General features: G+C 67.5%; 13 protein-coding genes. 3 read left to right on the top strand and 10 right to left on the bottom strand.

The window, feature by feature from the left end:
- Positions 1–82: 82 nt before the first annotated feature.
- Positions 83–1,810 (bottom strand): copper resistance system multicopper oxidase, encoded by a 1,728-nt coding sequence (locus tag B3E91_RS20870; protein WP_287031218.1) that lies wholly within the window; start codon positions 1,808–1,810, stop codon positions 83–85.
- Between the two features lie 90 nt (positions 1,811–1,900).
- Positions 1,901–2,257 (bottom strand): hypothetical protein, encoded by a 357-nt coding sequence (locus B3E91_RS20875; RefSeq protein WP_090224342.1) that lies wholly within the window; start codon positions 2,255–2,257, stop codon positions 1,901–1,903.
- Between the two features lie 182 nt (positions 2,258–2,439).
- On the opposite strand from B3E91_RS20875, the gene B3E91_RS20880 reads away from it, so the two are divergent.
- Positions 2,440–3,012, top strand: a complete 573-nt coding sequence (locus B3E91_RS20880; RefSeq protein WP_090225181.1) for a xanthine phosphoribosyltransferase — start codon at positions 2,440–2,442, stop codon at positions 3,010–3,012.
- Between the two features lie 18 nt (positions 3,013–3,030).
- On the opposite strand, the gene B3E91_RS20885 is transcribed toward B3E91_RS20880, so the two are convergent.
- From B3E91_RS20885 to dadA, 7 genes are all read right to left on the bottom strand, one after another.
- Positions 3,031–3,552: a DNA-binding protein gene (locus tag B3E91_RS20885; protein WP_282340129.1), complete on the bottom strand. Its 522-nt coding sequence runs from the start codon at positions 3,550–3,552 to the stop codon at positions 3,031–3,033.
- A 10-nt stretch (positions 3,553–3,562) separates the two neighbouring features.
- On the bottom strand, positions 3,563–5,695 hold the full coding sequence (locus tag B3E91_RS20890) for an acetyl-CoA hydrolase/transferase C-terminal domain-containing protein (RefSeq protein WP_287031219.1): 2,133 nt from the start codon (positions 5,693–5,695) through the stop codon (positions 3,563–3,565).
- A gap of 141 nt (positions 5,696–5,836) precedes the next feature.
- The gene (locus tag B3E91_RS20895; RefSeq protein ID WP_273234127.1) at positions 5,837–6,259 is read right to left on the bottom strand and encodes a c-type cytochrome; all 423 of its coding nucleotides are present in this window, start codon (positions 6,257–6,259) and stop codon (positions 5,837–5,839) included.
- A gap of 136 nt (positions 6,260–6,395) precedes the next feature.
- Positions 6,396–6,944 (bottom strand): cupin domain-containing protein, encoded by a 549-nt coding sequence (locus B3E91_RS20900; protein ID WP_090224349.1) that lies wholly within the window; start codon positions 6,942–6,944, stop codon positions 6,396–6,398.
- Between the two features lie 141 nt (positions 6,945–7,085).
- Positions 7,086–8,174: an alanine racemase gene (gene alr / locus B3E91_RS20905; protein WP_287031220.1), complete on the bottom strand. Its 1,089-nt coding sequence runs from the start codon at positions 8,172–8,174 to the stop codon at positions 7,086–7,088.
- Positions 8,175–8,227: 53 nt separating this feature from the next.
- On the bottom strand, positions 8,228–8,578 hold the full coding sequence (locus tag B3E91_RS20910) for a RidA family protein (RefSeq protein ID WP_282340125.1): 351 nt from the start codon (positions 8,576–8,578) through the stop codon (positions 8,228–8,230).
- Positions 8,553–9,851 carry a D-amino acid dehydrogenase gene (gene dadA / locus B3E91_RS20915; RefSeq protein WP_287031222.1) on the bottom strand — a complete coding sequence of 433 codons (1,299 nt, stop codon included), beginning with the start codon at positions 9,849–9,851 and terminating at the stop codon, positions 8,553–8,555. The genes B3E91_RS20910 and dadA overlap by 26 nt, the downstream gene beginning before the upstream one ends.
- Positions 9,852–10,006: 155 nt before the next feature.
- On the opposite strand from dadA, the gene dadR reads away from it, so the two are divergent.
- Both dadR and B3E91_RS20925 read left to right on the top strand, forming a co-directional pair.
- On the top strand, positions 10,007–10,495 hold the full coding sequence (gene dadR / locus B3E91_RS20920; protein WP_090224356.1) for a transcriptional regulator DadR: 489 nt from the start codon (positions 10,007–10,009) through the stop codon (positions 10,493–10,495).
- 193 nt (positions 10,496–10,688) lie between these two features.
- A complete protein-coding gene (locus B3E91_RS20925) occupies positions 10,689–12,011 on the top strand; it encodes an NAD(P)/FAD-dependent oxidoreductase (RefSeq protein ID WP_287031224.1) in 1,323 nt (440 codons plus the stop codon).
- 14 nt (positions 12,012–12,025) lie between these two features.
- Here the strand turns inward: B3E91_RS20925 and B3E91_RS20930 are convergent, their stop codons facing one another.
- On the bottom strand, positions 12,026–12,304 hold the full coding sequence (locus B3E91_RS20930; protein WP_287031225.1) for a DUF1127 domain-containing protein: 279 nt from the start codon (positions 12,302–12,304) through the stop codon (positions 12,026–12,028).
- Positions 12,305–12,336: the final 32 nt, after the last annotated feature.

The following is a 12,336-nucleotide window of genomic DNA, read 5'->3' on the forward strand; positions in this document are numbered from 1 at the left end:
TGCATGTCGTGCGTCATGCCGGGCATTTCCTCGGCCTGCAGCGCCGGAGCGAGCGCCAGCGCGGCGATCATCAGTAAACGCCTCATGCGACCACCACCTTGCGGAACATGCCCGCTTCCATGTGATACAGCAGGTGGCAATGGAACGCCCATTCACCGGGCGCATCGGCGCTGACCAGCAGCGCCACCTGCTTGCCCGGCTGGACGTTGACGGTGTGCTTGCGCAGCAGCACGCCGCTCGCCTCGTTCTCCACCTCGAAGAACATCCCGTGCAGGTGGATCGGGTGATTCATCATGGTGTCGTTGATCAGCCGCAGGCGCAGGCGTTCGCCGTAACGCAGGGGGATCGGCTCGGCCTCGTTGTACTTCAGCCCGTCGAACCCCCAGACGAAACGCTGCATGTTGCCGGTCAGGCGCAGCACCAGATCGCGTGTCGGCGGTCGAGGGTCGAGTCCGCCGCCCAGGGTGCTCAGGTCGGCGTAGGTCAGCACGCGACGGCCGTTGCCGCGCAGCCGCGGGCCGGGATCATCCAGCACGTCGGACGGATTGGCGACGCGCATGTCGACCTGCGCCGAGGTCGGCAAGGGCGCGCTGGCGGGCATGGCGGCGTGATCCATCCCGGCCATCGATCCATGATCCATCCCCGACATTGCCATGTGTTCCATGCCGGCCATGGTTTCCTCGCCGTGGCCCATGTCGCGCATGTCCAGCCAGACCGGCGGATCGAGGCGCGGCACCGCCGCCTGCATGCCGGCCACCGGCGCCAGGGTCGCGCGGGCGTAGCCGCTGCGGTCCATGGACTGGCAGAAGATGCTGTAGGCCTGCGCGTCCGGCATGCGCACCAGCACGTCGTAGGTCTCACCGGGGGCGATGCGGAACTCGTCCACCGTCACCTCGGCGACCGCCTGGCCATCGGTGGCGACCACCGTCAGCGGCAGGCCGGGAATCCGCACGTCGAAGTAGGTCGAGGTGCCGGCGTTGATGAAGCGCAGGCGCACCCGCTCGCCGGGTTCGGCGATGGCCGTCCAGTTGGCTGCCGGCGTGGCGCCGTTGACCAGGTAGGTGTAGGTAGCGCCGGACACGTCCTGCAGGTCGGTGGGGCTCATGCGCATGCGGTTCCACATCGCGCGCCTGTCCCAGGCGGCGGCCAGCCCGAGGTTTTCGACGTCGCGGGCGAACTGCGCCACGCTGGGCTTGGCGCGGGCGAAGTATTCGCTGTCCGCCTTCAGCCGGCCGAAGATGCGCATCGGGTCCTCGTCGGTCCAGTCGCTGAGCATCAGCGTGTAGTCGCGCTCCACCGCCAGCGGCTCGCCGTGTTCGGGCTCGACCAGCAGCGCGCCGTACAGCCCGGTCTGCTCCTGAAAGCCGCTATGGCCGTGATACCAGTAGGTGCCGGCCTGCAGCACGCGGAAGCGGTAAGTGAAGGTTTCCCCCGGCGCGATGCCGGCGAAGCTGATGCCGGGCACGCCGTCCATGTCGGCCGGCAGGAGGATGCCGTGCCAGTGGATCGAACTGGGTACGGCGAGGCGGTTGGTCACCCGCAGGCTGACCTCCTCGCCCTGGCGCCAGCGCAGGGTCGGCGCCGGCAGCGAGCCGTTCACCGTGGTGGCGAGCGCCGCGCGGCCGGTGTAGTTGACCGCCTGCTCGGCGATCTCCAGTTCGAAGCGATTACCCGAGAGTTGCCGCGGCGAAGGCGCGACAGCCTGCGCCAGTGCGCCCTGCGGCCAGCCGCCGGCGAGCGCCAGTGCGCCACCGGCGCCCAGCCCCTGGACGAAACGGCGCCGCGAAAGCGCCGGAAAGGATGCGTTCATCTGTGAAATCCTGATCGAGCGGAACAGCCGCGGTCGCGAGAGGACGACGGCGGAGGTCCGCGAAAGTCGAAAGAGAAGGAAGACGCGCGATCAGGCGAGGGAGCGCGGCGGGCGCCGCAAGGGGTCGGGAACGATGCTTCGGTAACGCTCGGGATCACCGAGCAGGGGCGCGGCGTGTACGGGCGCGGCGCCGGGTTCCATCAGGCTGGAGGCCAACGGCAGGGCGACGCAGGCCAGGCAACAGAGACCGAGGTCGTGGTCCATGCTGGCGGACGAGCTGTCGCAGGAGGCAGCCATCGCGGCATGCGCCGAGGCCGTCATCAGGCCGCCGTCATGGCTGGTCATCGGCATCTGCGTGCAGTCGATCATCGCCGACGCCGCCATCCCCCGCCCCGCCGTGGTGGCGAGCAGCAGCAACATGAGCAGGATGTGCAACGGACGATTCATCGGGGCGATCCGCGTGGGCGTGGTGGGATTCTAACTGAGCCAAAGGCGAAGAACAGCGGCGCGACACGCCTGCTTGACCTATTGCAAGTTTTCCGCCCGGCGGCCGGTGGAATTGACGGGCATACCGAGCCGTTTTGCGGGAGAATGCGCGGCTTTCCTTGGGGTCGCAGGGGGCCGCGTTCGTGGAACTGTTGAAAGAGAAAATTCGCACCGAAGGCATCGTGCTGTCGGAGCAGGTGCTGAAGGTCGACGCCTTCCTCAACCACCAGATCGATCCGCGGCTGATGCAGCAGATCGGCCACGCCTTCGCCGAGCGCTTCCGCGATCAGGGCATCACCAAGATCGTCACCATCGAGGCCTCGGGCATCGCGCCGGCGGTGATGGCCGGCCTGGAGCTCGGCGTGCCGGTGATCTTCGCCCGCAAGTACCAGTCGCTGACCCTGCGCGAGAACCTGTACATCTCCAAGGTGTTCTCCTTCACCAAGCAGACCGAAAGCACCATCGCCATCTCCGCCAAGCACCTGCACGCCAATGACCACGTGCTGGTAATCGACGACTTCCTCGCCAACGGCCACGCCGCCAAGGCCCTGCTCGACCTGATCGGCCAGGCCGGCGCCAGCGTCGCCGGGCTCGGCATCGTCATCGAGAAGTCCTTCCAGGAAGGCCGCAGCCTGCTGGAAAACGAGGGCTACCGCGTCGAGTCCCTGGCCCGGGTGAAATCGCTGAAAGACGGCAAGGTCACCTTCGTCGACTGACCGGCGGCGACGGCCGACTCAGTGCGGCGGTCGCCACAACCCCACCAGCAGCCCCTGACTGCCGGCCACCGGATCGGTCAGCGGCGGCGCGACGCGGGCGATGCGCGCACGGTGGGCGTCATGGGTCGCCGCGTCGGGGCGCTGCAGGTCGAAGTCGCACTCCGGTGGATAGGCGCCGACCACCAGGAAATCCTCGCTGGCCTGCAGCCGGCAATGCCCGGTGCCGGCCGGCAGCACCAGCGCATCGCCGGCGCGCACCTCCACCTCGGTTCCCGACTCGCCGCCCAGCAGCAGGCGCGCCCAGCCGCTCGCCACACCCAGCGCCTCGTGGGTGTCGGCGTGGTAGTGCTGATAGTCGAACACGCTCGCGCGCCAGCGCGGCGGCCACAGGTGGCTGGCGAAGAGCCCCTCGAAACGCTCGGCGAGCGCGTCCTGACCGAGCGGCAATCGACGGTAGATGAGCACCGGCAACGGGCTGTTCGGCGTGCGCCCATCGCTGGCGAAATGCAGGGTCTCCGGTCTCGGCGCGGTGCTTGGCATCGCTTGCTCCTCAGCGTTGGGCGGTGGCCTTGAGGCCGGCCAGCACCAGTTTCTGGTAAAGCTGCTCGCGCAGGCCCTCGGGTTTTTCCAGCCCCATGCGCTCAAGGTGCGCGGCATAGGCGGCTGGCTCCGGCAGGTCGAACAGCGTGGCCATGCCCAGTTCGAGAATCTCGCTGAGCTTGAGCTTGCTCTTCAGCCAGCGCAGCGCGCGCAGCAGCGCCTGCTCCTCGGCCGTGAAATCGCAGCCCAGCGGATATTCGGCGAACAGCCGCGGATGCTGCGACTGTACGTCGAGCAGTCGCCAGGGCGTGTTCTGCCGGTGGACCCAGTCCAGCTGGAAGTCCGCCGACAGCTTGCCGGCCTTCTGCGCCTGCTCGATCAGCGCGTCCTGGAACCGCGAGTCGGCGATGCGCAGCAGCGCCTTGATCACCTCCTCGTCGTTCTTGCCGCGCAGGTCGGCGATGCCGTACTCGGTGACGACGATGTCGCGCAGGTGGCGCGGAATGGTCGTGTGGCCGTACTGCCAGACGATGTTCGAGCTGGCCTCGCCGCCCGACTCGCGCCAGGCGCGCAGCATCAGGATCGAGCGCGCGCCCTCCAGCTCGTGGGCCTGGGCGAAGAAGTCGTACTGCCCGCCAACGCCGCTGAGCACGCGGCCGTCCTCCAGCTGGTCGGCCACGCCGGCGCCGAGCAGGGTCACGGTGAAGGCGCTGTTGATGAAGCGCGCATCGCGGCGCTGCAGGCGCTTGAGCTCCTCGTCGCCATACAGGCGGTTGATGAAGCCGATGCCGGTCATGCCGACCCGCTGGCGCTGCGCGTGGCTCATCTGCCGCAGGCGTTCGTAGAAAGCCTGCGGGCCGAGGAAGAAGCCACCGTGCACCAGCACGCCGGCAGCCTGCCCGAGGTATTCGCTCAGCGCCTGCTCGCTGGCGCGGTCGTTGAGATCGGCGCTGACCAGCCGCCCGTCCGGCAGGCGTACGCCGTCCCGCTCCAGACGGAGCTCGCCGTCGAGCAGGCCGTGACGTTGCAACCAGAGCAGGCTGCGCGGCGTGATCCGCGCCGGCAGCCCGGCGGCGACCAGCGTACCCAGGCTGCGCGGCCTGCCGTGGGCATCCAGCGCGCCGAGGTTGGCCATCCGTTGCAGGCGCGCGTCGGCGTACACGGGGCGGCGCACCACGCCGGCTTCCATCAGCGCCAGCATCCCGAGCACGAACATCTCGCTGCAGCCATAGAGCCCTTCGGCGAACGGCGCCAGGCCACCCTCGCGCTCAATCAGTTCGCCCCAGCCCTGCGGCACGCGAAGCTCCTCGAGCACCGCGCGGTAGCCGGCGTTGTCGGCCTGGCGCGCCAGCAGCGCCGCACTCAGCGCATCGCCCATGGCGCCGATACCGATCTGCAAGGTGCCGCCGTCGCGTACCAGCGTGCTGGCGTGCAGGCCTATGGCGTGGTCCTGCAGGCTGACCGGCATGTTCGGCGTGGAGAACAGCGTGTCGCGCTCGGGCGGTTCGATCAGCAGGTCGAACTCGTCCTCGGGCAACTCGGCGTCGCCGGGCATGTACGGCAGGTCGGCATGCACCTGGGCGACGCTGAGCAAGGTTTCACCGGCCTCGCGGCGCCGCTTGAGCAGCGGCATCAGGTCGAGGGTGATGTCCGGGTTGCAGGATAGGCTCAGGCAATCCGGATCGTCGCGGCGGCGGGCCACCAATTGCGCCACCAAGTTGATGCCCTTGCGGTCGAGATCGCGCGCGACCTGGCTGTAGTTCAGACTGATGTAGCCGCGCTGCGCCTGCGGGCTGTCCAGCAGGCTGCCGGGCTGCAGGTAGAACTCCTCGATGTGGATGTTCGCCGGCAGCTCGCCGCGTTGCAGGTCCAGGCGATAGTCGAGCTCGGGATAATCGCCGAACACCCGTTCGACGAACGGCCCGAGCAGCCGCTGCTCGAGTTCGCTGTGGGCCTGCGGGCGGCCCAGCGACAATGCGGTGTAGATCGTCAGCTCGCGCTGCGGCGTTTGCTTGATGCGCTGGTAGAGCGCATTGGCGAATCGATTCGGCTTGCCCAGCCCCAGCGGCAGGCCCAGGCGAATGTGACCCTCGATGCGTGCCAGCACGGCATCGACGGCCTGTTCCAGCGTGCAGGAAGGCACCGGCGGACTCCTTGGCGAATGCGTCGGAGTTTGGACCCGCTCCGGTGCCGCTTTGATCCCCGCGGCGTGCCGATGCCAGGGAGGCGAATCGCAGGCATGAAAAAGCCGCCCGGAGGCGGCTCTTTCAGCGAAGACGTGCGATCAGAGGCCGGACATCTTCTTGATGGCGCCACGCAGGTCGTCATCGGAGCAGGTCGCGCAGGTGCCTTTCGGCGGCATGGCGTTGATCCCGCTGATGGCCTTGGCCAGCAGACCGTCGAGGCCACCCTGTTCGTCGGCACGGGTTTTCCAGGCCGCGGCATCACCGATCTTCGGTGCACCGAGCACGCCAGCGCCATGGCAGGCGTTGCAGTGCTTGGCAATCACGTCGTCGGGGCTCATGCCACCGCCGGAAGCCGACGCGGCAACGGCGGCGACGCCCTTGCATTCCTGGCCGCTCACGCATACTTCGCCAACCGGCTTGAGGCGTGCGGCAATCTCATCATTGGTCGCAGCCTGAGCGCTCATCGCCCACAGGGCCAGCGCGGCGGCATTCGCCACCAGCATCTTGTTTATCCAGTTCACCCTTACACCCTCATCGTGGCTAGAAACGCTCGCGGCCACGGTTTCGCGAGCGGGCGCCAGTATACCGATAAGCCCGCCCAGCCGAAACAACCCTGCGCCATGCATGGGCTTGCGGCATCGCGTCGCAGCCGTGGCCTCAGAAGTTGGCAGGGGTGGTGGCGCTGATCAGTCGCGCGGGCTTGTCGAAGGGGTTGCGGAAGCGATGTGGCTTGTTGCTCTCGAAGTAGTAGCTGTCGCCACTCTCGAGCACGAACAGCTCGCCGGAGACGGTCAGTTCGAGGCGCCCGTCGATCAGCATGCCGGCCTCTTCGCCGTCGTGGTTGAGCATCTCCGCGCCGGTATCGGCCCCCGGCGGGTAGGTTTCGTCGAGAAAGGCGATGGCGCGGCTGGGATGGGCCTTGCCGATCAGCTTCATGGTCACGGCGCCGTCGGAGATGTCGAGCAGCTCGCTGGCGCGGTAGACCACCTGGGTCTGGTTGTCCTGTTCGAAATCCAGGGAAAAGAACTCCACCAGCGACATCGGAATGCCGCCGAGCACTTTCTTCAGGGAGCTGATCGAGGGGCTGACGCTGTTCTTCTCGATCATCGAGATGGTGCTGTTGGTGACGCCCGCACGCTTGGCGAGTTCACGCTGAGAGAGGCCTTTGTGCTTGCGGATGGATTGCAGTCGAACACCGACGTCCAATGGTTGAACCCTCCTCGAGGGGATAGCTGCGGTCGAAGTGGGCCGTATCATCGCACAGCGTTCGGAATTTACAACGCTGCGATCAGGTTTCCCGCACAAAAGCGCCGCATCCCAGGATTCGCGCGGCCTGCAGAGGGGCCTTCAGTGGTCCGAATGGACGCGCGGTACGCGCTTCAGGTTGCACATCAGCTGGTAGGGAATGGTTTCGGCCCGGGCGGCGACCTCGCTCACCGAAACGGATTTGCCCCAGAACTCCACCCGGCTGCCGAGCCCGGCCTGCGGCAGGTCCGTCAGGTCGACAGTGAGCATGTCCATCGAGACGCGCCCGATGAGCCGGCTCGGCTGGCCGTCGATGCTCACCGGCGTGCCGCTCGGAGCGTGCCGCGGGTAACCGTCGGCATAGCCCATGGCGACCACCCCGACGCGCGTCGGGCGCTCGCTGACGAAGCGTGCGCCGTAGCCCACCGGCTCGCCGGCGGGCAGCTCGCGCACGCAGATGATCTTCGATTCGAGGGTCATCACCGGCTGTAGCCGGTCGGCCAACGGGTGCGCCTCTTCGAAGGGCGTGGCGCCGTAGAGCATGATCCCCGGCCGCAGCCAGTCGCTCGGGCGCTGCTGGGGAAAGAGCTGCGGCCAGCCCAGCAGCGCCGGCGAGTTGCGCAGGCTGACTTCCGCGGCGAGCCCTTCGCGGGCCGTCTCGAACACCGCGAGCTGCTCCGCCGTGCGGCCGTGGTCCAGCTCATCGGCGCGGGCGAAGTGGGTCATCAGCACGACCTTGGCCACCTTGCCGCTGGCCAGCAGCCGCCGGTGGCCCTGCTGGAACTCCGCCGGATGCAGGCCGACGCGGTGCATGCCGCTGTCGAGCTTGAGCCAGACGCACAGCGGCCGGCTCAGCGCGGCGCGCTCGATGGCCTCGATCTGCCAGGTCGAATGCACCACGCACCACAGGTCGTGCTCGGCGATCAGCGCCAGCTCATCGGCCTCGAAGAAGCCTTCCAGCAGCAGGATCGGCGCGCGGATACCGGCGGCGCGCAGCTCCAGCGCTTCCTCTATCATCGCCACGGCGAAACCGTCCGCCTCGTCGGCCAGCACCGCCGCGCATTCCAGTGCGCCATGCCCATAGGCATCCGCCTTGACCACGGCGAGGGCGCGCGCGCCGCCCACTTCGCGGGCCAGGCGGTAGTTGTGGCGGAAGGCTTGCAGGTCGATCAGGGCACGGGCGGGGCGCATGGTTCGGGACTTCTGAAAGATTGAAAGAGGCCCGGCGCGCGGCCGGGCAGCGGTCAGGCCTGAGCGGCGATCACGCTCATTTCCACCCGCACACGCGGGTCGTAGAGCGCAGCCTCGACGCAGGCGCGGGCTGGCGTGGCGCCCTCGGCGACCCAGGCGTCCCACTCCAGGTTCAACCCGGCGTAGTCGGCCATGTCCTTGAGGTAGATGGTCACCGAAAGGATCTTCGACTTGTCGCTGCCCGCCTCGGCCAGGAAGCGGTCGATGCTGGCCAGGGTCTCGCGGGTCTGCGCGCGGATGTCGCCGGCGTAGTCGTCGGCCAGCTGCCCCGCCAGGTAGACGGTGCCGTTATGGATGACGATTTCGCTGAAGCGCTTTTCAGTGCGCAGGCGCTGGATGGACATGCTTGTGGGTCTCCTGAGAATTGCCGTAGCGGGTAATGTCCAGGCCTTCGGCGCTGATCTGCGGGCGCTTCTGCGCCATCAGGTCGGCGAGGAAACGGCCGGAGCCGCAGGCCATGGTCCAGCCCAGGGTACCGTGTCCGGTATTGAGGAACAGGTTGCGGAACGGCGTGGCGCCGACGATTGGCGTGCCGTCCGGGGTCGCCGGGCGCAGGCCAGTCCAGAACTCGGCCTGAGCGAGGTCGCCGCCCTCGGGATAGAGGTCGTTGACCAGCATCTCCAGGGTGGCGCGGCGGCGCGGATTGAGGCTCAGGTCGAAGCCGGCGATCTCGGCCATGCCGCCCACGCGGATGCGATTATCGAAGCGGGTCATGGCGACCTTGTAGGTCTCGTCGAGGATCGTCGAGCTGGGCGCCATCGCCGCATTGGTGATCGGCACGGTCAGCGAGTAACCCTTGAGCGGATAGACCGGCGCGCGGATGCCCAGCGGCTTGAGCAGCTGCGGGCTGTAGCTGCCCAGAGCCAACACGTAGCGGTCGGCGGTTTCCAGCTTGCCGTCGATCCATACGCCGTTGATCCGGTCGCCGGCGAAATCCAGGCGCTGGATGTTCTGCTCGAAGCGGAATTCGACGCCCAGCGCGCGGGCCATTTCCGCCAGCCGCGTGGTGAACATCTGGCAGTCGCCGGTCTGGTCGTTGGGCAGGCGCAGCGCGCCGGCGAGCTTGTCGGTGACCTTGGCCAGCGCCGGCTCGACCCGGGCGATGCCGGCACGGTCGAGCAGTTCGTAGGGCACGCCGGACTGTTCCAGCACGGCGATGTCCTTCGCCGCGGCATCCAGTTGCGCCTGGGTGCGGAACAGCTGGGTGGTGCCGAGCTGGCGGCCTTCGTAGGCGATGCCGGTTTCCGCACGCAATTCGTCGAGGCAATCGCGGCTGTACTCCGAGAGGCGCACCATGCGCTCCTTGTTCACCGCGTAGCGCGCCGCCGTGCAGTTGCGCAGCATCTGCGCCATCCACAGGTACTGCTGAACGTCGCCAGTGGCCTTGATCGCCAGCGGGGCGTGCTTCTGCAGCAGCCACTTCATCGCCTTGAACGGCACGCCGGGCGCCGCCCAGGGCGAGGCGTAGCCGGGCGAGACCTGCCCGGCGTTGGCGAAACTGGTCTCCATGGCGGGCGCAGGCTGGCGGTCGACGACCGTCACCTCGAAGCCGGCACGGGCCAGATAATAGGCGCTGGCGGTACCGATGACACCGCTACCGAGAACCAGAACACGCATGCTGCCTCCTCGCCCGGACGCCATCCGAACGCTAAGTTTGTCGAACCCGAATGTGCGGCAGTATATGGAGCAATAAGCAGTGATTTTGACTATTTAAAAAGCTATATTTGGCGACAAATCTGGGCCGAAAGGCTTTTTGTGGAGGGCTATCTCCTGTGAGAACTCAGCACCAATCACGCCGTGAGCTGGACAAGATCGACCGCAACATCCTGCGCATCCTGCAAGAAGAAGGCCGCATCTCCTTCACCGAGCTGGGCGAGCGCATCGGCCTCTCCACCACACCCTGCACCGAACGGGTCCGCCGGCTGGAGCGCGAAGGCATCATCATGGGCTACTCGGCGCGGCTCAATCCGCAGCACCTGAAGTCCAGCCTGCTGGTGTTCGTGCAGATCAGCCTCGACTACAAGTCCGGCGACACCTTCGAGGAGTTCCGCCGCGCCGTGCTCAAGCTGCCCCACGTACTCGAGTGCCACCTGGTGTCCGGCGACTTCGACTACCTGGTGAAGGCGCGGATCAACGAGATGGCGTCCTACCGCAAGCTGCTCGGCGACATCCTTCTCAAGTTGCCGCACGTGCGCGAATCGAAGAGTTACATCGTCATGGAAGAGGTGAAGGAGAGCCTCAACCTGCCGGTGCCGGACTGATTTCGAAGGCGCCTATTCCCTCGGACGGCGCGCCGGCCGATCGGTTCGCCCGGGCGGTGAAGCGCGCTCGCCGCGCCAAAGCCGATCCAGCGGCATCCTGACACTTCCGCCACGACCTCCGGGCCTTGATGCTCGACGGTGTCACCCCTATGCTGCGTAAAATTTTCCACACACCCTAATCAGGATTTCACACATGAGCGCTCGCGTTCGGCTTCCGGTGCACACGGATCGGCATGCTCCTTCCTATTACACCGCCACCGCCAACCAGGCGCTCAGCTACCCGCCGCTGCGCGACGCCCTGCGCGTCGACGTGTGCATCGTCGGCGGCGGCTTCAGCGGGCTCAACACCGCCATCGAACTGGCCGAACGGGGGTTCTCCGTGGCGCTGCTGGAGGCGCGGCAGATTGGCTGGGGCGCCAGCGGACGCAACGGCGGCCAGCTGATTCGCGGCGTCGGCCACGGCGTCGAGCAGTTCCGCCCGGTGCTCGGCGAGGACGGCGTGCGCTCGCTCAAGCTGATGGGCCTGGAAGCCGTGGAAATCGTTCGCCGGCGCATCGAGAAACACGCCATCGACTGCGACCTGACCTGGGGCTACTGCGACCTGGCGAACAAGCCGGCCGACCTGGCCGGTTTCGCCGAGGACATGGCCGAGCTGCAGGGGCTGGGCTATCGGCATCCGCTGCGCCTGCTGCAACCGGGCGAGATGCACAGCGTGGTGGGCTCGGACCGCTACGTCGGCGGGCTGATCGACATGGGTTCCGGCCACCTGCATCCGCTCAACCTCGCGCTCGGTGAGGCCGCCGCCGCCGCCGCGCTGGGCGTGCGCCTGTTCGAGCATTCCGAAGTGATACGCATCGAGTACGGCGACGGGGTGAAGGTGCATACCGAACAGGGCCGCGTCTGCGCCAAGACCCTGGTGCTCGCCTGCAATGCCTACATCAACGACCTGGAGCTGCGGCTCGGCGGCAAGGTGCTGCCCGCCGGCAGCTACGTGATCGCCACCGAGCCGCTTTCCGAAGACCAGGCGCAGGCGCTGATCCCGCAGAACATGGCGCTCTGCGACCAGCGCGTGGCGCTGGACTACTATCGCCTGTCCGCCGACCGCCGCCTGCTGTTCGGCGGCGCCTGCCACTATTCAGGCCGCGACCCGGCGGACATCGCCGCCTACATGCGGCCGAAGATGCTCAAGGTCTTCCCGCAACTGGAAAACACCCGCATCGACTACCAGTGGGGCGGGATGATCGGCATTGGCGCCAACCGCCTGCCGCAGATCGGCCGCTTCGCCGATCGCCCCAACGTGTATTACGCACAGGCGTATTCCGGCCATGGACTGAACGCCACCCACCTGGCCGGCAAGCTCCTCGCCGAAGCCATCAGCGGGCAGCAGGGCGGCGGCTTCGACCTGTTCGACAAGGTTCCGCACATCACCTTTCCGGGCGGCAAACGCCTGCGCTCGCCAATGCTCGCCCTGGGCATGCTCTGGTACCGCTTCAAGGAAGCCACCGGGCTGGCGTGACCCGCGCGTCGCCCTCACCGGTCCGGGCGCGTGCCGCGTCCGGTCTCGCGCCAGAGCGTCCAGATCGACTTTTCCGCCTCCGCCAGCGCATCGGCGCGGCTCAGGCCGATGTCGTGCAAGGCGTGGCGGCTGAGACTCAGCAGCGCCTTGCGGGTGCGCAGGGCGCGCCAGAACACCACCCAGCGCCCGTCGCCCACCGGCGCGGCCGGCACCAGGCGCAGCGTCGGGTGCCGATCCTCCAGCACCGGTACGGGTTCGACGAGTTCCTCGCAGCTTTCGATCGAGTCGCGCATCGCGCTCTCCTTGCCTTCATCTGTATGGGAGA

This window comes from Pseudomonas sp. UBA6310 (assembly GCF_002438225.1).
GTDB lineage: Bacteria > Pseudomonadota > Gammaproteobacteria > Pseudomonadales > Pseudomonadaceae > Pseudomonas_O > Pseudomonas_O kuykendallii.